Raw genomic sequence first — 18,226 nt, 5'->3', positions numbered from 1 at the left:
TCAGTGGCCTGCGTCGGGCCGCCGCGGCAGGCCCAGCAGCAGCTGGGCGTAGCGTGCGTGCATCAGGTGGCGGTCAAAGCGGGCTTCGGCCGCCTGGCGGGCGGCCAGCCCCAGCCGCGCCGCTTCGGCCGGATGGGTCAGCAGGCGCTCGAGCACGGCGGCCAGCGCGGCGGCGTCGGCTTCCGGCACCAGTTCGCCGGTCTGGCCGGGCTCGATCACGCCGCGCACCCCCACCACATCGCTGGCCACGCAGGCGCAGCCGGCAGCCATGGCCTCGACCAAGGCCAGCGGCATGCCTTCGTAGTGGGTGGAGAGCACGAACAGCGGGCTGCGCATGAGCCGCTGCGGCAGATCGGACACCTGCCCCCAAAAATGCACCTGGGACTCCAATCCGTGCGCGCGCACGCGGGCCTGCGCCTGCTGGAGCAGGGCCTTCTTGCCCAAGCCCGCGAAATACAAGGGCGGACGCAGCCCCTTTTGGGCCAGCAGGGCCACGGCATCGATCAGCGTGGCCTGGTCCTTTTGGCGCGCAAAGCGCGAGGCCATCACCAGGGCGGGCAGGCGCTCGGCCATGGGCAGCAGCTCGGCAGCCGGGAAGCGTTCCAGGTCCACGCCATTGGGAATGGCCAGGCAACGCTCGGCCGGAAAGCCCAGTTCGATCAGCCGGTCACGCACCCCGTCGGAGACGCCCACCAGGGCCGCGCTGCGGCGCGCCAGCCAGCGCGACTGCGCCAGTCGCCAGCGTGTGTAGCGCTCGCGCGAATTGTGCTCGACCTGGACCAGCTGCGGCACGCCTGCCCACAGGCCCGCATAACGGCCCCAGAGGTGTTCGCTGAAGCCGTGCGCCACCAGCACATCGGGCCGGTGCTGCACCGCCAAGTTGCGCAGCGCCACAATGGTCGCCGCGTGCGACCACCCCGGCACCACCCCCACGCGCAGCCCCTGGGCCCGCAGTGCCTCGACCCGGGCTGCGTCGGTGTTGCGCTTGCGGCGCAGCACCAACATCGCCTCCATGGCGTCGCTGCCACGCGCGGCCAGGCACAAGTCGACCGCCACCTGGGTGGCGCCAGAAAACCCACCCGTGACGAAGTGCATGACCCGCAGCGGCCGAGAGCCCCCGGGTTGGGACGGAGCCTCCACGGCGGCGCCGGACTCAATGATGGGAGGCTGCCGACTCACCCGCCTTGAGGCGGTACACCGTACCGCAGTAGGGGCACTTGGCCGCTCCGGTGTGTGCCACATCCAGGTACACCCGGGGGTGGTTATTCCAGAGCTTCATGCCTGCTTTGGGGTTGGGGCAAAACACCCCGCCCTGGTCGTTCAGGTCTTTGGCCAGCAGTTCAACAACGTTTTGGGACATGGTTCAGACCTTGGTGAGCCAGTGTGCGTACTTGGGATTGCGGCCATTGACGATGTCGAAGAAAGCGCTCTGGATCTTCTCGGTGACGGGGCCGCGGCTGCCGCTGCCGATCTCGATGCGGTCGAGTTCGCGGATCGGCGTCACCTCGGCGGCCGTGCCGGTGAAGAAGGCTTCGTCGGCGATATAGACCTCGTCGCGCGTGATGCGCTTTTGCACCACTTCCAGGCCCAGGTCCTTGGCGATGTGGAAGACCGTGTTGCGCGTGATGCCGTTGAGGGCACCGGCTGACAGGTCGGGCGTGTAGACGACGCCGTTCTTGACGACGAAGATGTTCTCGCCCGCCCCTTCGGAGACAAAGCCCGAGGCATCGAGCAGCAGCGCTTCGTCGTAGCCGTCGTCCAGGGCTTCCATGTTCGCCAGGATGGAGTTGCTGTAATTGCTGACCGCCTTGGCCTGCGTCATGGTGATGTTGACGTGGTGCCGCGTATAGCTGCTGGTCTTGACGCGGATGCCGCGCGCCATACCCTCTTCGCCCAAATACGCGCCCCAGGCCCAGGCGGCGACCATCAGGTGGATCTGGTTGCCCTTGGGCGAAACGCCGAGCTTTTCCGACCCGATCCAGGTCAATGGGCGCAAATAGCAAGATTCGAGCTGGTTCGCGCGCACCACGGCCTTCTGCGCCTCGTTCACTTCCTGGGGGGTGAACGGGATCTTCATGCGCAGGATCTTGGCGCTGTTGAACAGGCGTTCGGTGTGCTCTTCCAGACGGAAGATGGCCGTGCCGTCGGCGGTGTGGTATGCGCGCACGCCTTCGAAGGCACCACAGCCGTAGTGCAGGGTGTGGGTCAGCACATGGATCTTGGCATCGCGCCAATCCACCATCTGGCCGTCCATCCAGATCTTGCCGTCACGGTCGGCCATCGAGGGAACTACGGGGCTCATGGGTTTCCTTTGGGTTGCTGTCGGTCGCAAAAAAGGGATTTTACGGGGCTGGCGTGCCTTCGGAGCGCGGCGCGGGAGCGCTGGCGCCGCCATCGTCCTGGGCCGGGCGCGAAAGCTCCCACTTCACCAGGCGGCCGTGCAGGAACTCGCAGGTCACATACGATTTCGAGCCGTCGCTCCAGCGGTAGACCTCGGGCTGCGCATCCTTGGGCGAGACCGGCTCGCCCAGCGCGCGCGTCATGGCCACCACGTGCATCAGGGTCACGCCCGGGCGCAGCCTGGCATTGAGCATCACGGCGCTGCCGACGTAGCCGATCGGCCGGCCCGAGGCCTTGCGGATGATCGACATGAAGCGCGTGAAATGCAGCAGCAGCCACATGACGATCCCGCCACCCACGGCGGCCACGCCCGACCAGCCATACGAACGGTATGCAGCCGCCATCAGCAGCACCAGCCCCACGGGCACCAAAATATTGCGCAAATTCATGGGCCGTATTGTCTTATGGACTGCCAAGGCGGCGGCTGTGGGGAGTGCGTATAGGGTCTTTGGCCGGGCGTCGGTGCCGCGGCGCGCCTTGCGCCCTGGCTGGGCCGGCCCGTGCGGCCGGTGGGCTCCCGCAATCGAGCTATCAAAAAAGGAGCTGCCAGCGCACGCCTTATCAAGGATTCGCCCACAATCCATGCTGAAACCATTGCAGTACGGGCGCAAAACGCTCTTGTTTTGATAGTGCGCGCGGCGCCTCAGTCGAGACCGCGCACGACCGCCATGGCCTCTTCCACGCGCTCCACGGGGTGGATGGTCAGGCCTTCGATCGGCTTCTTGGGCGCGTTGGCCCGCGGCACCACGGCGACGCGAAAGCCCAGCTTGGCCGCTTCCTTGAGGCGCTCCTGGCCGCGCGGCGCGGGGCGCACCTCGCCGGCCAGGCCCACTTCGCCGAACGCAATGAAGCCCTGGGGCAGGGCCCGGCCGCGCAGGCTCGACGTGATCGCCAGCATCACCGCCAGATCGGCGGCAGGCTCGCTGATGCGCACGCCGCCGACCGCGTTGACGAACACATCCTGGTCGGCGCAGGCCACACCGGCATGGCGGTGCAGCACCGCCAGCAGCATGGCCAGGCGATCGCGCTCCAGCCCCACCGAAAGGCGGCGCGGATTGGGCCCGCCGCCATCGACCAGGGCCTGGATCTCGACCAGCAGGGGGCGCGTGCCCTCCAGCGTGACCAGCACGCAACTGCCGGGCACCGGCTCGCTGTGCTGGCTCAGGAAAATGGCGCTGGGGTTGGTCACCCCTTTGAGGCCCTTCTCGGTCATAGCAAAGACGCCGATTTCGTTGACTGCGCCAAAGCGGTTCTTGATGGCGCGCACCAGTCGAAACTGGCTGTGGGTGTCGCCTTCGAAGTACAGCACCGTATCGACCATGTGTTCGAGCACGCGCGGGCCGGCCAGCGCGCCCTCCTTGGTCACATGGCCCACGAGCACGATGGCGACGCCCGAACTTTTGGCGGCGCGCGTGAGGTGCGCAGCGCACTCGCGCACCTGCGCGACCGACCCCGGTGCCGAGGTGAGCTGGTCGGAATACACGGTCTGGATCGAGTCGATCACCGCCACAGCCGGTTGCGTGGCCTCGATGGTGGCCAGGATTTTTTCGAGCTGGATCTCTGCCAGCACGTTGACCTGGCTGTGGTCGAGCCCGAGCCTGCGCGAGCGCAACGCTACCTGGGCGCCGCTCTCCTCGCCCGTGACGTAGAGCGTCGGCAGGCCGGCGCGCTGCAGCGCGTCCAATGCCTGCAGCAGCAGCGTGGATTTGCCAATGCCGGGGTCGCCGCCGATGAGCACCACACCACCCTCCACGATGCCACCGCCGAGCACGCGGTCGAGCTCCTCGATGCCACTGGCCGTGCGTGCCACTTCGGTGGCCTCGATGGCCGACAACGGCGCCACGGCCTGCGCCAAGGCCAGGCCGGCGTACTGCGTGCCGCTGTAGCGGTGCTTGATCCCCGCGGTTTCCGTGACCGACTCCACCAGGGTGTTCCAGGCGCCGCACTGCGGGCACTTGCCCAACCACTTGGGGCTGGTGCCACCGCATTCGGAACAGATGTAGATGGATTTTTCTTTGGGCATAGGCGCACAGGGAAAGGGCTGACCACTATAGCGAGCGGTGCAGTTCTGCTGCGTTGACGAGGCCGCCCAGGGCCTGGCCAGATGCGCGAAACCCGCCCCAGAGGCGGGTTTCGCAGTTTCGCAGGCGCGGTGCGCCGCGGCCAGGACGGCAACGCACCTCAGGCAGCCGCGAGCCAATAGCCCGAGTTGAAGGGGCTGCTCATCCGCAGCGCCAGAGGGGTCACATCCACGAGCTTGTCGGTGGGCATTTTCTCGGCGGCGTCCGCCGCGATGGCAATGCCTTGCACCACGCCCGCTGCCTGGTTAGCCTCGCTCGCCCGTTCTGCCTGGCCGTAGGATGCAGAACGGGCTACAGAAAAGAATAGAAACAGCGGAACGGGATCTTGCGGTCGCTCCAGAAGTCTGCCGCGTCGCGGAACACATCAAGCAGCTGCTCGCGTGCTTCCTTGTCGAATTTGACCGTCGTTGGAATCTGTTCGAGCACCACGATGAAGCCCGGCTGCGGACCCGACTTGTGCAGCGGATCGGTCAGGCAGTCGGACAACGCATCGAAGTTTTTGCCGAAATGCGCCGGAAAAGTGAACTGCTGGGCAATCAGATCCAGCACGTCCTGCTTGGTCTGGGCATGGGCGAGGTTGGCGTAAAGGAAGTGGTGCCCCAGCGCAGCGGCCGCACTCTGCAGGTCCGGCACGCGATGGGCGCGAATGGACTGCACAATGTTGGCGCGCGTGCCGCGCAGCGGGGAATCCGGGTCTTTACGAAGTGGCGTATCCATCTCCGCGTCTCTTTCTTTTGAAGTCCAAAAATTCGCCCCTGCGCGTGCGCCTGGCTGCGCCAGCGCGCCGGGCAGGGTGTCAAACGGGGCCGGCGTCCATCCCCGTACCAAGGAGAGCGGGCTGTGCGTTGCAGTAAGGGTCATTCGATAATTTCGCGAAAACTGGCGTAATGGTCGGCGGTGTAGTAACAGGCATCGGGGGTGCGGGGCTGCCCTCCGCATACAATACGGCGCGCTCCCCGGTTGCGTGCCCCCGGGGTTCCCACGGTGTACTCACGGTAGTACCCTCGTTTCTGCGCAGGCAAAAGGCGTTCACGGTTGCCAAACACCGTCCCGTCCTTGTCGTGCGGAAAAGGACCCCCTTCTCGGATCAGCGCATAAGTGGCGCGGCCCTGGGAAGGCAGTTGCGCAACGGCGATGGGGGAAGAACTGTCAAGGAGCGCAGGCTTCTTGGCATGCCCCATGGCCGGCGCCAACGCGAGCGCAGCACCCAAAACACACGCAAAACCTGCCTGGTACGCCCGGGTGGCAAAGGCCTTCAGCATCAATCTACACCTTTCAGAAACTACGGGTTAACCCGAAATTTCAAGGCGCTAGTGTGACGGAATCCCTCTGAAAATGCAAGGGCCTGCCCAATCATTGGGCAGGCCCTTGCAAAGATTGCGCCAATTTTAAGTTAGCGCCCGCTATCGCACCAGTCTTTATCGCGGCACGTTGGCGTCTGCCACGGTCAGGGCGGTGATGTTGACGATACGCCGCACCGTGGCGCTGGGTGTCAGGATGTGCACCGGCTGCGCAGCGCCCAGCAGCACCGGGCCGATCGCGATGTTGCCGCCCGCCGCAGTTTTGAGCAGGTTGTACGAGATGTTGGCCGCGTCGATGTTGGGCAGCACCAGCAGGTTGGCGTTGCCCGTCAGCGTGCTGCGCGGCATGAGGGTCGCACGCGCCTTGCCGTCCAGCGCCACGTCGCCGTGCATCTCGCCGTCCACCTCGAGCCAGGGCGCCTGCGCGCGCAGCAGCTCCAGCGTTGCGCGCATTTTCACGGCGCTGGGCTGGTGGCTGCTGCCGAAGTTGGAGTGCGAGAGCAGCGCGGCCTTGGGCTTGAAGCCCAGGCGCAGCATTTCCTCGGCCGCCATGATGGTGATCTCGGCCAATTGCTCGGCCGTGGGGTCGTAGTTGACGTGGGTGTCGACCAGGAACACCTGCCGGTCGGGCAGCAGCAGGCCGTTCATGCAGGCGTAGGTGGCAACGCCCGCGCGCTTGCCAATGACCTGGTCGATGTAGTTGAGGTGCAGCGCCGTGCTGCCCCAGGTGCCCACGACCAGACCGTCGACCTCGCCCTTGTGCAGCAGCATGCTGCCGATGAGCGTCAGGCGCCGGCGCATCTCGATCTTGGCGATCGGCGCGGTGATGCCCTTGCGCTCGGTCATCTGGTGGTAGGTCTGCCAGAAGTCGCGGTAGCGGTGGTCCTGCTCGACGTTGACCACGTCGTAGTCGACGCCTTCGGCCAGCCGCAGGCCGAACTTCTCGATGCGCTGCGCAATGATGGCGGGGCGGCCGATCAGCGTCGGGCGCGCCAGGTGCTCGTCGACCACGATCTGCGCGGCGCGCAGCACGCGCTCCTCTTCGCCCTCGGCGTAGGCCACACGCTTTTTCGCGGCCGCCTTGGCCACCGAGAAGATCGGCTTCATGGTGGTGCCCGAGGCATAGACGAAGGTCTGCAGGTGGTCGCGGTAGGCCTCCATGTCCGTGATCGGGCGCTCTGCCACGCCGCTGTCGGCGGCGGCCTGCGCCACGGCCGGCGCGATCTTCATCATCAGGCGCGGGTCAAACGGCTTGGGGATCAGGTACTCGGGGCCGAACGCCAGGGCTTCGCCCACATAGGCGGCGGCCACCACTTCGCTTTGCTCGGCCTCTGCCAAGTCGGCAATGGCGTGCACGGCGGCAATTTCCATCTCGACCGTGATGGTGGTGGCTCCGCAGTCGAGCGCGCCGCGGAAGATGTACGGGAAGCACAGGACGTTGTTGACCTGGTTGGGGTAGTCGGAGCGCCCCGTGGCCATGATGGCGTCGCTGCGCACTGCCTTGACGTCTTCGGGCTGGATTTCGGGGTTGGGGTTGGCGAGCGCAAAGATCAGCGGGCTGGCCGCCATCTTGCGCACCATGTCCTGCTTGAGCACGCCGCCGGCCGACAGGCCCAGGAACACGTCCGCGCCCTCGATCGCTTCGTTCAGGGTGCGCTGCTCGGTGGGCTGGGCAAACCGGGCCTTGTCCTCGTCCATCAGCTCGGTGCGGCCGGTGTAGACCAGGCCGGCAATGTCCGTCACCCAGATGTTCTCGCGCGGCAGGCCCAGCTTGACCAGCAGGCCGAGGCAGGCCAACGCCGCGGCGCCCGCGCCCGAAGCGACCAGCTTGACCTGCCGGATGTCCTTGCCCGCCACCTTCAGGCCGTTGAGGATGGCTGCGCCGACCACAATGGCGGTGCCATGCTGGTCGTCGTGGAAGACCGGGATCTTCATGCGCCGGCGCAGTTCGCGTTCGACATAGAAGCAGTCGGGCGCCTTGATGTCTTCGAGGTTGATGGCGCCAAACGTGGGCTCGAGCGCGGCAATGATGTCGACCAGCTTGGCCGGATCCTTCTCGTTGATCTCGATGTCGAACACGTCGATGCCCGAGAACTTCTTGAACAGCACGCCCTTGCCTTCCATGACCGGCTTGCTGGCCAGCGCGCCGATGTCGCCCAGGCCGAGCACGGCGGTGCCGTTGGTCACCACGCCGACGAGGTTGCCACGGCTGGTGTACTTGAAGACGGTGCTCGGGTCCTTGACGATCTCTTCGCAGGGGGCGGCCACGCCGGGCGAATAGGCCAGTGCCAGGTCGCGCTGGTTGACCATCTGCTTGGTCGCCGCGATGGCGATCTTGCCGGGCTTGGGAAATTCGTGGTATTCCAGCGCCGCGCGGCGCAGCTCGGCGCGTTTTTCGGGGGTGTTGTTCGCCGTCATGTTCTCTGGCATCAAGCGTCTCCAGCTCAGGTAAGTGCCAGGCCGCGCCACCGCAGGTGCTCCGGGCGGGCCGTCAGCTTTGGTTAAGCCGCGATTGTAGGCCGCGGCCCAGGGAAACCCAGGGCTGCAAACCCCCTGGCGCAGTGGAAACAGCTGTGACTGGCGCGGCCCCATTGCGGCCCTGGGGTGGTTGGCGCATCGCACCCGCTTGCGCCGCATGCTGGCGCTGCTATGCTGCCCCGCCCAACGGCACAACAACCACTCCACAGAGACATGTACGACTCCATCCCTGCCTCCCTTCATCCCCTTCCCTCCCGCAGCCGCGCGCTGCTCACTGGCCTGGCGCTGGCCGCCACGCTGGCAGCCCCTGGCGCCCAGGCCCAGCCCGCCGCGGGCGCCTACCCGAGCAAGACCATCCGCCTCGTCGTGCCCTACTCGGCGGGCGGCTCCACCGACATCCTGGGCCGCCTGCTGGCGCAGAAGATGGGCGAGAACATGAACGCCACCGTGGTGGTGGACAACAAGCCCGGCGCCAATGGCACGCTCGGCTGCGACCAGGTCGCCAAGGCCCCGGCCGACGGCTACACCATCGTGCTCGGCGACGTGGGCTGCCTGGCCATGGCGCCGGGCCTCTACACCAAGCTGCCCTACGACCCGCTCAAGGACTTCACGCCCGTGAGCCTGGTCGCGCGCAGCCCGCTTGTGCTGACCGTGGGGGCGCAAAGCCCGTTCAAGTCGATGGCCGACCTGACGGCCGCGGCCAAGGCCCAGCCGGACAAGCTCAACTACCCCTCGTCGGGCACGGGCGGCCCGAACCACCTGGGTGCCGAGCTGTACGCGATGCAGGCCAAGGTGAAGATCAGCCACATCCCCTACAAGGGCAGTGCGCCGTCGGTGGTGTCGCTCGTCGCGGGTGAAACCGACTTCGGCTTCCTGACGGCCGTGACCATCGACTCCCAGCTCAAGGCCGGCAAGCTGCGCGCCCTCGCCGTGGCGCACAACGAGCGCCTGGCCTCGCTGCCCGAGGTGCCAACCATGGACGAGCAAGGCCTCAAGGGCTTCCAGGCCGACGCCTGGTTCCTCGCCGCCGTGCCCGCCGGCACGCCCCAGCCCATCGTCGAGCGCCTGTACCAAGAGATCGCCAAGGCGCTGCCCGATGCGCATGTCAAGGCCAAGCTCGACGCCATGGGCGTGCTGCCCTCGGCCCTCAAGCCGGCCGCCTCGGCCGACTTCCTGAAGGTGGAAGTGGCCAAGTGGCGTCAGGTGATCAAGACCGCGGGCATCACGCTGGACTGAGCGCACCCCGTAGCACGCAAAAGCCCCTGCCGCGCAGACCGCGGCAGGAGATTTCTGTATTGGAGCGCTACAAAATCAGGAGCAATTAGCGCTCTATTCCATTGGCTTTAATGCAAAAATACCTTGGAATTCAATATAAATAAGCGCCAACGGCTCTTATTTTTGAAGCATTGCGCGCGCCAGGCGCTCACACCCTTCAAAGCGCGTCCAGGGGAAACACCGGGCGCTGGACCTGGGAAAACGGAAACAGGGCGTAGTTCGAGCTGGTCACGCCAGTGGGGCTGTCGCACTCCACCAGCGCCTGGGCCAGCGGCACGAACACGGGCCGGCAATACATGCGCGACTTCAGCAGCACGAAGCGAAACGCCGTCGGGTCCACGCCCACGCAGCTGAACACACCCAGATCCCAGGGTTCGTGCGGACGCTCGGTGACCACGATCTGCGCGCGGCCGATGTCCAGCAGCACGGTGCGCCCCATACCGCAGCGCTGGCCGGTATAGATCGGGCCGGTGACGGTGTACTCGCCATCGCTGATGGCCAGCACCCGGCCCGTGACTTGCAGCGGCTGCTTGCTGATGCCCAGCTGCGTGAGCGGCACCTTGTTGCCCAGTTCCAGCTCCACCTGCGCGCCCACGCCGGCCTGCACCAGCGCCTGCACCGCCTGCGGATCGCACAGCGGCCCCATGGCGATGTTGTCCAGCCCCTGGGCGAGCGCGGCCTGCAGCACATCCATGGCGTCGCAGGTACCGCCCGACATGCAGTTGTCGCTGTGGTCCAGCAACAGCACGGGGCGGCTGGCGCCCTGCGCCAGCGCCTGTGCCCGGGCCAGCGAATCTTGCAGCTGCTCACTGTCGTACACGAACTGGGCCCGCTCGTCCCAGATCTGGCGTGCAATGCGGTCGGCCACGGCCTGCGCGGCCTGCGGGTCGCTGGCATGGCCCGTGACCACCACGCTCATGCAGGGCGCAGCAATGTCGGCCAGCGAGAAGCCCGCGAACACCGTCACCGCCGGCATGCCAGCCTGCTCCGCCGCACGGGCCGCGTCCACGGCGCGCAGCATGGCGCCTTCCAGCGTGGTGCTGCGCAGCGTGTGGCCCATCAGCGGTAAGGGGTGCCAGTGCATGCTGTGGCGCGCGCGGCCCTGCAGCATGTCCCGCAGCAAGCGGCCGGCGTGCGCACCGGTCTCGTACATGTCAATGTGCGGGTAGGTCTTGAAGCCGACCAGCACATCGGCATGGTCGATCATCTTCTGCGTGATGTTGCCGTGCAGGTCCAGCGCCACGCCAATCGGCACGCCGGGCGCGGCGGCGCGCACGCGCGCCAGCAGGTCGCCTTCGCCGTCCGCGCTGTTCTCGGCCACCATGGCGCCATGCAGGTCGAGCAGGATGGCGTCGCAGCCGGGCGCCGCGCTGACGATGCGCTCGGTCAGCGCGTCGTAGGCCGCGGCATGCACCTTGCCGCTGGGGTTGGCCGTGGCCGACACCGGCGTGACCAGCGTGGCGCCCAGGCCTTCGGCCAGGTCGATGAAGGCCGCCATGGCGGTGCGCATGCCCTTGTTGTCGCGGTAGGCGGCCTCGCCATAGGTGGGGGCGAACGCCGCGAGCGGCGTGGGAACAGGCGAGAAGGTATTGGTTTCGTGGTTCAGCCGCGCGATCAGGATCTTCATGCCACCACCCCGGCGCAGCGCAGCATGGCCTGCAGCAGCACGTTGCAGCCGGCTTCGAGGTGTTCGGGCTGCGCGTCTTCGATCTCGTTGTGGCTGATGCCGTTCTCACACGGCACGAAGACCATGGCGGTGGGCGCCAGCCGCGCCAGATAGACGGCATCGTGGCCCGCGCCGCTGACCACATCCATGGCGCTGTAGCCCAGTTTCTCTGCGCCGCTGCGGATGCCTTCCACGAGGTCCGGCGTGAAGGGCTGGGGCGGAAAATACACCACCTGCTGCACGTCGATGACCAGGCCGCGCTCGCGTGCGATGCGCGCGCAGGTGCGGCGCAGGTCGGCGTCCATGTCCAGCAGCACGGTGTCGTCGCCCGCGCGCAGGTCCACGCTCATGCCGACCTTGCCCGGAATGACGTTGCGCGAGTTCGGGAACACCTCCATCGCACCCACCGTTCCGCGCGCGTGCGGCGCGCGCTCCAGCGCCATGCGGTTGACCTCGCCCACCAGCTCGCTGGCGGCCAGCAGCGCATCGCGGCGCAGCGCCATGGGCGTGGGGCCGGCGTGCGCCTCCATGCCCTGGACCGCCACGTCGTACCAGCGCTGGCCCAGCGCCCCCTGCACCACGCCGATCACGCGGTCGTGGGCCTCCAGCACCGGGCCCTGCTCGATATGCGCCTCGAAATAGGCGCCCACGGCGGGCGTGGCGCCTCGCGGCCCGGCATAGCCAATGGCCGTCAGGGCCTCGCCGACGCTGATGCCCTGGGCATCGCGCTGGGCCAGCGCGTGTTCGAGGGTGAAGGCCCCGGCGAAGACGCCCGAACCCATCATCACGGGCACGAAGCGCGAGCCCTCCTCGTTGGTCCACACCACCACTTCAATCGGGGCCTCGGTCTGCACGCCGGAATCGTTGAGGCTGCGCACCACTTCCAGGCCCGCCAGCACGCCGTAGTTGCCATCGAACTTGCCGCCCGTGGGCTGGGTGTCGATGTGGCTGCCGGTCATGATGGGCGGCCGGCTGTCGTCGCGGCCGCTGCGGCGCGCAAAGATGTTGCCGATGGCGTCGACGCGGATGGTGCAGCCGGCCTCGCGCGCCCATTGCACGAACAGATCCCGGCCCTGGCCGTCGAGTGCGGTGAGGGCGAGGCGGCAGACACCGCCCTTGGGCGTGGCGCCGATGCGCGCCAGGTCCATCAGCGACTGCCACAGGCGTGCGCCATTCACCTTGGTCTCGGTGGCCACAGGAAAAGAAGTCAGGGTGTTCATGGTGGGGTGCTCGTCAGAATTTCAAACCAGGCCAACGCCCAGGTAACGGTCCTTGACCGCGTCGTCGGCCAGGAAGGTGGCGTTGTCCGCCGCGTGCACGATGGCGCCCTGCTCGATGATGTAGTGCCGGTCGGCCAGCTGGGTGCAGACCTCCAGGTTTTGCTCGACCAGCAAGATGGCGACACCCGCAGCCTTGATGGTCTTGAGCTGGGCCACGATCTCTTCGACGATCACGGGCGCCAGACCTTCGACGGGCTCGTCGAGCATCAGCAGCTTGGGCGCGTTCATCAGCGCGCGGCCGATCGCCAGCATCTGCTGCTCGCCGCCCGACAGCTGGCCGCCGCCGTTGGTGCGCCGCTCCTTGAGGCGCGGGAAGATGCGGTAGACATCGCCGAGCTGCCAGGGCGAGTGCTTGCGCTGGCCCAGCAGCAGGTTTTCTTCGACTGTGAGCAGCTTGAAGACGCCGCGGTGCTCGGGCACCAGGCACACGCCGCGCTGGGCGATGGCGTGGGCCGGCAGGCCCTGCACTTCCTGCCCGGCAAAACGAATGCGCCCCTGGCTGGGCCTGACCACGCCGCAAAGGCTCTTGAGCGTCGTGGTCTTGCCCGCGCCATTGCGCCCCAGCAGCGTGACCAGTTCGCCATCGCCAACGTGCAGCGACACGCCCTGCAGCACATGGCTCTTGCCATAGTGGGCATGCAAATTTTCGATGTCGAGGATCATGCTTTCCCTCCGGTGATCATGTTGCCGAGGTAGGCGCTGCGCACCCGGTCGTCGCTGCGGATGTCGTGCGGCAGGCCTTCGGCCAGCACGCGGCCCTGCTGCATCACGGTCACGGTGTCGGAGATGTCCATCACGATGTTCATGTTGTGTTCGATCAGCACCACGGTGTGCTCGTCCTTGAGGCCCTGGATCAGGCGCTTCATCTCGTCCAGGTCGTCGATGCCCATCCCCGACGTAGGCTCGTCCAGAAAGATTGCCTTGGGCCGAGCGGCCAGCGCCATGCCCACCTCCAGGCGGCGCTGCTGCCCGTGCGAGAGGTTGCCCACGGCCGTGTCGGCATGGCGCTCCAGACCGAGCCGTGCCAGCACGCTGGCCACTGCGTCGGCGCAGGCGCGTGCACCCAGCGGCGCATGCCAGCAATTGAGGGCGCGCGTCGGTGCCGTGCCCTGCGCTGCCAGGCGCAGGTTTTCACGCACCGGCAAGGTCAGGAACAGGCTGGTGACCTGAAACGAGCGTGCCATGCCGCGTTGCACGCGCCGGTGGTCGGGCTCGCGGGTCACATCGTGTCCGTCAAACAGGATGCGCCCACCGCTGACGGTCTTGGTGCCGGTGAGCATGTGGAACAGCGTGGTCTTGCCAGCGCCGTTGGGTCCGATCACGGAGTGCACGGTGTTGGCCCGCACCTTCAGGTCCACCCCGGCCAGGGCGGCAAACTTGTCGTAGCGCTTTTCAACGCCCACGGCTTCCAGCAAGATGGGCGCGCTCATGCTTTTTCTCCTTGCGCGGCGGGCACGCCGGGCTGTGGGGCCTTGCGGCGCACCAAGCCCCACAGCGTCTCGCCCACGCCCCACAGACCGCGCTGCATCCCCAGACTGACCACCATCAGCACCACCCCCAGCAGCAGCAGCCAGCGCGGCCACAAGGTGGACAGCCAGTCGCCCAGCAGCACATAGAAAGCGGAGCCCAGCAGCGAGGCCAGCAGGTTGCCGGTGCCGCCAATCACGGTCATGACCAGGATCATTTCACTGGTGTGGTACTCGGCATTCGACAGGGGGGCAATGCCGGTCATCATGGCGTGCAGCGCCCCCGCCAGGCCGGTGACGGCGCCGGAGATCACGAAGGCCTGCAGCTTGAGCAAGCGCAGGTTGTAGCCAATGGCGCCGGCGCGCTCCTCGTTGTCGCGCACGGCCAAAAGGGTGCGGCCAAACACCGAGCCGGAGACCTTTTGCAGCAGCCAGAAGGCGCCCAGGAACACGACGGCCACGAAGCCGTAGTACTGCCAGGGCGACGCCAGGGGCCAGAGCGTCAGGCCCGCCACCGCCAGCGCGGGGCGCGGGATGTCCATCAGGCCGTTGTCGCCGCCGGTCAGGCCGGAGAACGAGTAGGCGAGGAAATAGAACATCTGCGCAAACGCCAGCGTCAGCATGACGAAGTAGGTGCCGCGCTGGCGGATGGCGATCCACCCCACCAGGGCCGCGCCCAGCGCGCCCATGGCCACGGCCAGCGCCAATGCCAGCGGCATGGGCAGTGGCCAGCGCGTGAGCGTCAGGGCAATCGTGTAGCTGCCCAGCCCAAAGAAGATGCCCTGGCCGAACGACAGCAAGCCGGTGTGGCCTAGCAGCAGGTTGCAGCCCATGGCGGCGAGGCCGAAGATCAGCACCTCGCTCGCCAGCGATCCCGACTGCATGGTGAGCGGCATGGCCAGCACGACGGCCAGGGCCAGCAGCATGTGGAAATGTTTTTTCATGGTGTTCATCCTTTGCGGCCCAGCAGGCCGTGCGGGCGCAGCAGCAGCACGGCGGCCATGGCGACATAAACCATCAGGCGCGCCCCTTCCGGCCACAGGGTGCTCATCACGCTTTGCACGATGCCAATCAGCAAGCCCCCCACCAGCGCCCCGCCAAAGCTGCCCATGCCCCCGACGACGACGACCACGAAAGCCACCCCCAGGGCCTCGATGCCCATGAAGGGCTCGGCCCCGCGGATCGGCGCGGCCAGCACCCCGGCCAGGGCGGCCGTCGCAGCGCCCAGGGCGAACACCAGGCTGAAGATGCGAAACACATTGATGCCCAGCAGTGACACCATCTCGGTCGACTCACTGCCGGCGCGCACCGCACTGCCCAGGCGCGTGCCCTCCAGCACGTACCACAGCCCCACCGCGAGCACGGCGGTGAAACCGATCACGAACAACCGGTACTTGGGGTACACAAAGCTGCCCCACATCACCACCCCCTGCAACAGATCGGGCACGGCCACGCTGTCCCCCAGCGGGCCCCACTGGACGATGACCAGTTCCTGGATCGCCAGGGCCAGCCCCACCGTCACCAGGATGTGGAATTCATGCGGCTTGGCATACACATGGCGCAGCAGGACCTTTTCGGTCAACCAGCCCAGCGCCCCCACGGCCAGCGGCACCGCCGCCAGCGCCAGCCAGAAGCTCATGCCCCAGCGCGTCATCTGGTAGCAGAAATACGCCCCCAGCAGATAGAAGGCCCCGTGCGCAAAGTTCACGAAGCGCAGCAGGCCGAACACAATGGACAGGCCCACGGCCAACAGGAAGTACAGCATGCCAATGCCGATTCCGTTGATGACCTGCAGCAGGTAGATGCTCATGAGAGTCTTGAAAAAAGGGGCCCCGGCAAGGCCCGAAGGCCCCGCCGATGGCAAGCGGATTGAAAGAGTGAAGGAAGAAAGGGCGCGACCCACCACGGGGCCGCGCGGCCTGCCTGGCTTGGCGCTCAGGCCAGCTTGCAGCCCGTCTGGTCGACGGGCAGGAACGACTTGCCGGAGCTCACCACGTCCACGAAGTCGTCCTTATTGGCCATCTTGGCCTTGGCCTTGCCCTTGAGCAGGTAGTAGTTCTTCAGCACCTGGTGGTCGGCCTTGCGGATTTCTTCCTCACCCGTCAGGCCTTGGTACTTCATGCCTTCGAGCGCGGCAATCACGGCCTTCTGGTCCACCGTTCCGGCCTTGAGGATGCCGTCGATCAGCAGCTTGGTGCAGATGTACGACCCGGCCAGGCTGTAGTTGGGGTTGGCCTTGAACTTGTCGGTCGCGCGCTTGACCAGGTCGAGGTTGAGCGGCGTGTTGGCGGTGTGCCAGTACTGCGCGCCGAAATACACGCCATCGCACAGATCCGCCCCCAGGGACTCGAACTGCTCCAGGCCGGACGCCCAGGCGATCAGGATGGTCATGTTCTTGTTCATGCCAAAGCTCACCGCCTGGCGCAGCGCGTCGGAAGACTGCGAGCCGAAGTTCAGCAGCAGCAGCACGTCGGGCTTGGCGGCCATGGCATTGGTGAGGTAGCCGCTGAACTCCTTTTCGTTGAGCGAGTGGTAGCTGTTGCCCACATGCTCCAGACCCTTTTCCTTGAAGATGTTCTTGGCCGCGGACAGCAGGCCGTCGCCGAACACGTATTGCGGCGTGATGGTGTACCAGCGCTTGGCCTTCGGGTTGGCCTCGATCAGGGGCCGCACCGTCTGCTCGATAGCACCAAACGTGGGCACGGACCAACGGAAGGTGGCGTTGTTGCAGTCCTTGCCGGTGATCTCATCGGCGCCGGCCGTGGTGATGAAGATGCCCCCGGCCTTCTCGGCCTCCTTGCCCATGGCGAGCGACTCGGACGACAGGATGCCGCCCGCGAAGAAGCGCGTCCCCAGCTGCTGGGACGACTCTTGCACCTTGCGCACTGCTGTAGCGGGTTTGCCCTCGGTGTCGAGCACGGTGTAGGCCAGCTGGCGCTTCAGGGCCGTGCCGTACTGTTCGATGGCCAGCTTCATGCCCAGGTCGGCAAACTTCCCGTTGGCGGCGAAGGCGCCGGACATGGGCACCGGGCAGCCGAACTGGATGGCCCCCGATGCCTGGGCCCGGGCGCTGCCCGCCAGACCGAGCGAAGCGGGCAGGGCGCCCAGGGCGGAGAGTTGAAGAAGTTGACGACGCTGCATGGATAGGTCTCCTGGGGTGGGAAATGGCCAGATATGGCCGGTTGCTGGTGCCTGGTGTAAAGCACTATGCGTGCCAACACCGGCCGTGCCAGACCCCAACCTGGGCACCTGGCATGCGGACGTTTCACGTCCATCTCTTTGTTCGTATTTATAGTGATAAATAGAACAAATAAGACGCGTGCAAACCCTAGGAAACGTTCCCATGCACGCTGGCGGTGCATACACTGCACTATCCGGGCGACTGCCGCGGGCAGCGCCGCGCACCATCTCCGCCGCACAGAGAAAATATTTTCAAAATGGCCAGCAAACCGTCGGCTCAACGCCCCATCAAGCAGCTCAAGCGGCCCGATCTCGTGGCGCAAGAGATCAAACGGCTGATCACCGAAAAAAACCTCAGCCCTGGCGACCGCCTGCCGCGCGAGGTCGAGCTGCAGGCCCAGTTCGAAGTGAGCAAGGGCACCATCCGCGAGGCGCTCAAGTCGCTCGAAGTGCAAGGCCTGGTGACCATCTCGACCGGCCCATCGGGCGGCGGCACCATCGCCGAGGTGCCGCTGGACCGCACCCTGCAGTTCATGCAGAACTACCTGTTCTTCCAGGCCGTGACGATCGACGACATCTACACCGTGCGCCAACTGCTCGAGCCCGAACTGGCGGCCGGCGCTGTGCCCCACCTCACGGAGTCCGACTTCGAGGCGCTGGAGCGCAGCATCGCCTGCTGTGACCCTACGTCCAGCACCGAAGACCTGGTCAGCCAGCGCCGCGAAGACGTGAATTTCCACGACATCCTGGCCGCCGCCAACCCCAATCCATTCCTGCGCTTCACCTGCGAACTGATCAACGAAATGATCCGCCAGCTCATCGTCTTCGGCAACCGCACGCCCAAGACCGAGCACCGCCGCTTTGGCGAGGCCAATGCCAACTTCCACCGCGAGATCACGCAGGCGGCGCGTGCGCGCGATGCGGACCGGGTGCGCGCGCTGATGCAGCGCCACATGCAGGATGCGGCCAGCAACGTCAAGCGCATGAAGGGGCGCATCCAGGGGCGCCTGATCCTCGATGCCGAGAACCTGCGCAGCCCCCGCACCGCGCACGTGCGCACGCGATAGGCCGCGGCCTGGCCCCTGCCAACACAGCGGCC

At 66.6% G+C, this 18,226-nt stretch carries 18 protein-coding genes; 2 read left to right on the top strand and 16 right to left on the bottom strand.

Annotation, left to right across the window (positions count from 1 at the left end):
• The 9 genes from B2J86_RS09155 to B2J86_RS09120 form a co-directional block, all read right to left on the bottom strand.
• Positions 1–1,095, bottom strand: a complete 1,095-nt coding sequence (locus B2J86_RS09155; RefSeq protein WP_173025322.1) for a glycosyltransferase — start codon at positions 1,093–1,095, stop codon at positions 1–3.
• A gap of 58 nt (positions 1,096–1,153) precedes the next feature.
• On the bottom strand, positions 1,154–1,360 hold the full coding sequence (locus B2J86_RS09150; protein WP_169170535.1) for a zinc-finger domain-containing protein: 207 nt from the start codon (positions 1,358–1,360) through the stop codon (positions 1,154–1,156).
• Positions 1,361–1,363: 3 nt separating this feature from the next.
• Positions 1,364–2,302 carry a branched-chain amino acid transaminase gene (locus tag B2J86_RS09145; RefSeq protein ID WP_173025321.1) on the bottom strand — a complete coding sequence of 313 codons (939 nt, stop codon included), beginning with the start codon at positions 2,300–2,302 and terminating at the stop codon, positions 1,364–1,366.
• A gap of 40 nt (positions 2,303–2,342) precedes the next feature.
• Entirely contained in the window at positions 2,343–2,789 is a 447-nt protein-coding gene (locus B2J86_RS09140) for a glycerate kinase (RefSeq protein ID WP_169170537.1), read from the bottom strand.
• Positions 2,790–3,043: 254 nt separating this feature from the next.
• Positions 3,044–4,423 (bottom strand): DNA repair protein RadA, encoded by a 1,380-nt coding sequence (radA, locus tag B2J86_RS09135; RefSeq protein WP_173025320.1) that lies wholly within the window; start codon positions 4,421–4,423, stop codon positions 3,044–3,046.
• Positions 4,424–4,581: 158 nt separating this feature from the next.
• Positions 4,582–4,713: a hypothetical protein gene (locus tag B2J86_RS18290; RefSeq protein ID WP_256368391.1), complete on the bottom strand. Its 132-nt coding sequence runs from the start codon at positions 4,711–4,713 to the stop codon at positions 4,582–4,584.
• Between the two features lie 59 nt (positions 4,714–4,772).
• Positions 4,773–5,198: a barstar family protein gene (locus tag B2J86_RS09130; RefSeq protein WP_169170540.1), complete on the bottom strand. Its 426-nt coding sequence runs from the start codon at positions 5,196–5,198 to the stop codon at positions 4,773–4,775.
• Between the two features lie 140 nt (positions 5,199–5,338).
• Positions 5,339–5,743 carry a ribonuclease domain-containing protein gene (locus tag B2J86_RS09125; RefSeq protein WP_169170539.1) on the bottom strand — a complete coding sequence of 135 codons (405 nt, stop codon included), beginning with the start codon at positions 5,741–5,743 and terminating at the stop codon, positions 5,339–5,341.
• A 156-nt stretch (positions 5,744–5,899) separates the two neighbouring features.
• Positions 5,900–8,212, bottom strand: coding sequence for an NADP-dependent malic enzyme (locus B2J86_RS09120; RefSeq protein ID WP_173025319.1), 2,313 nt, complete (start codon positions 8,210–8,212; stop codon positions 5,900–5,902).
• Between the two features lie 261 nt (positions 8,213–8,473).
• Here B2J86_RS09120 and B2J86_RS09115 point away from each other — a divergent pair, with 261 nt between their 5' ends.
• Entirely contained in the window at positions 8,474–9,496 is a 1,023-nt protein-coding gene (locus tag B2J86_RS09115) for a tripartite tricarboxylate transporter substrate binding protein (RefSeq protein ID WP_173025318.1), read from the top strand.
• A 196-nt stretch (positions 9,497–9,692) separates the two neighbouring features.
• Here the strand turns inward: B2J86_RS09115 and B2J86_RS09110 are convergent, their stop codons facing one another.
• The 7 genes from B2J86_RS09110 to B2J86_RS09080 form a co-directional block, all read right to left on the bottom strand.
• Positions 9,693–11,162 (bottom strand): M81 family metallopeptidase, encoded by a 1,470-nt coding sequence (locus B2J86_RS09110; RefSeq protein ID WP_173025317.1) that lies wholly within the window; start codon positions 11,160–11,162, stop codon positions 9,693–9,695.
• The gene (locus B2J86_RS09105) at positions 11,159–12,421 is read right to left on the bottom strand and encodes a Zn-dependent hydrolase (protein WP_173025316.1); all 1,263 of its coding nucleotides are present in this window, start codon (positions 12,419–12,421) and stop codon (positions 11,159–11,161) included. The genes B2J86_RS09110 and B2J86_RS09105 overlap by 4 nt, the downstream gene beginning before the upstream one ends.
• Positions 12,422–12,442: 21 nt before the next feature.
• Positions 12,443–13,144 (bottom strand): ABC transporter ATP-binding protein, encoded by a 702-nt coding sequence (locus tag B2J86_RS09100; protein ID WP_173025315.1) that lies wholly within the window; start codon positions 13,142–13,144, stop codon positions 12,443–12,445.
• Positions 13,141–13,911 (bottom strand): ABC transporter ATP-binding protein, encoded by a 771-nt coding sequence (locus B2J86_RS09095; RefSeq protein ID WP_173025314.1) that lies wholly within the window; start codon positions 13,909–13,911, stop codon positions 13,141–13,143. Before B2J86_RS09095 ends, B2J86_RS09100 begins: the two co-directional genes overlap by 4 nt.
• On the bottom strand, positions 13,908–14,891 hold the full coding sequence (locus tag B2J86_RS09090; RefSeq protein WP_173025313.1) for a branched-chain amino acid ABC transporter permease: 984 nt from the start codon (positions 14,889–14,891) through the stop codon (positions 13,908–13,910). The genes B2J86_RS09095 and B2J86_RS09090 overlap by 4 nt, the downstream gene beginning before the upstream one ends.
• Before the next feature lie 5 nt (positions 14,892–14,896).
• Complete coding sequence (locus B2J86_RS09085; protein ID WP_173025312.1) at positions 14,897–15,757, bottom strand: branched-chain amino acid ABC transporter permease; 861 nt, start codon at positions 15,755–15,757, stop codon at positions 14,897–14,899.
• Positions 15,758–15,882: 125 nt separating this feature from the next.
• The gene (locus tag B2J86_RS09080; protein ID WP_173025311.1) at positions 15,883–17,088 is read right to left on the bottom strand and encodes an ABC transporter substrate-binding protein; all 1,206 of its coding nucleotides are present in this window, start codon (positions 17,086–17,088) and stop codon (positions 15,883–15,885) included.
• A 296-nt stretch (positions 17,089–17,384) separates the two neighbouring features.
• On the opposite strand from B2J86_RS09080, the gene B2J86_RS09075 reads away from it, so the two are divergent.
• The gene (locus tag B2J86_RS09075) at positions 17,385–18,194 is read left to right on the top strand and encodes a FadR/GntR family transcriptional regulator (RefSeq protein ID WP_173025310.1); all 810 of its coding nucleotides are present in this window, start codon (positions 17,385–17,387) and stop codon (positions 18,192–18,194) included.
• Positions 18,195–18,226: the final 32 nt, after the last annotated feature.

Source organism: Acidovorax sp. SRB_14, assembly GCF_012932145.1.
GTDB lineage: Bacteria > Pseudomonadota > Gammaproteobacteria > Burkholderiales > Burkholderiaceae_C > Simplicispira.
This window is presented reverse-complemented; position numbering and strand designations above follow the sequence as displayed.

Coding starts and splice junctions, on each gene's coding strand:
- B2J86_RS09100 (WP_173025315.1), bottom strand. CDS start 13,144: ATGATCCTCGACATCGAAAATTTGCATGCCCACTATGGCAAGAGCCAT.
- B2J86_RS09080 (WP_173025311.1), bottom strand. CDS start 17,088: ATGCAGCGTCGTCAACTTCTTCAACTCTCCGCCCTGGGCGCCCTGCCC.
- B2J86_RS09120 (WP_173025319.1), bottom strand. CDS start 8,212: ATGCCAGAGAACATGACGGCGAACAACACCCCCGAAAAACGCGCCGAG.
- B2J86_RS09125 (WP_169170539.1), bottom strand. CDS start 5,743: ATGCTGAAGGCCTTTGCCACCCGGGCGTACCAGGCAGGTTTTGCGTGT.
- B2J86_RS09145 (WP_173025321.1), bottom strand. CDS start 2,302: ATGAGCCCCGTAGTTCCCTCGATGGCCGACCGTGACGGCAAGATCTGG.
- B2J86_RS09105 (WP_173025316.1), bottom strand. CDS start 12,421: ATGAACACCCTGACTTCTTTTCCTGTGGCCACCGAGACCAAGGTGAAT.
- B2J86_RS09090 (WP_173025313.1), bottom strand. CDS start 14,891: ATGAAAAAACATTTCCACATGCTGCTGGCCCTGGCCGTCGTGCTGGCC.
- B2J86_RS09110 (WP_173025317.1), bottom strand. CDS start 11,162: ATGAAGATCCTGATCGCGCGGCTGAACCACGAAACCAATACCTTCTCG.
- B2J86_RS09085 (WP_173025312.1), bottom strand. CDS start 15,757: ATGAGCATCTACCTGCTGCAGGTCATCAACGGAATCGGCATTGGCATG.
- B2J86_RS09155 (WP_173025322.1), bottom strand. CDS start 1,095: ATGCACTTCGTCACGGGTGGGTTTTCTGGCGCCACCCAGGTGGCGGTC.
- B2J86_RS09075 (WP_173025310.1), top strand. CDS start 17,385: ATGGCCAGCAAACCGTCGGCTCAACGCCCCATCAAGCAGCTCAAGCGG.
- B2J86_RS09115 (WP_173025318.1), top strand. CDS start 8,474: ATGTACGACTCCATCCCTGCCTCCCTTCATCCCCTTCCCTCCCGCAGC.
- B2J86_RS09140 (WP_169170537.1), bottom strand. CDS start 2,789: ATGAATTTGCGCAATATTTTGGTGCCCGTGGGGCTGGTGCTGCTGATG.
- B2J86_RS09150 (WP_169170535.1), bottom strand. CDS start 1,360: ATGTCCCAAAACGTTGTTGAACTGCTGGCCAAAGACCTGAACGACCAG.
- radA (WP_173025320.1), bottom strand. CDS start 4,423: ATGCCCAAAGAAAAATCCATCTACATCTGTTCCGAATGCGGTGGCACC.
- B2J86_RS09095 (WP_173025314.1), bottom strand. CDS start 13,911: ATGAGCGCGCCCATCTTGCTGGAAGCCGTGGGCGTTGAAAAGCGCTAC.
- B2J86_RS09130 (WP_169170540.1), bottom strand. CDS start 5,198: ATGGATACGCCACTTCGTAAAGACCCGGATTCCCCGCTGCGCGGCACG.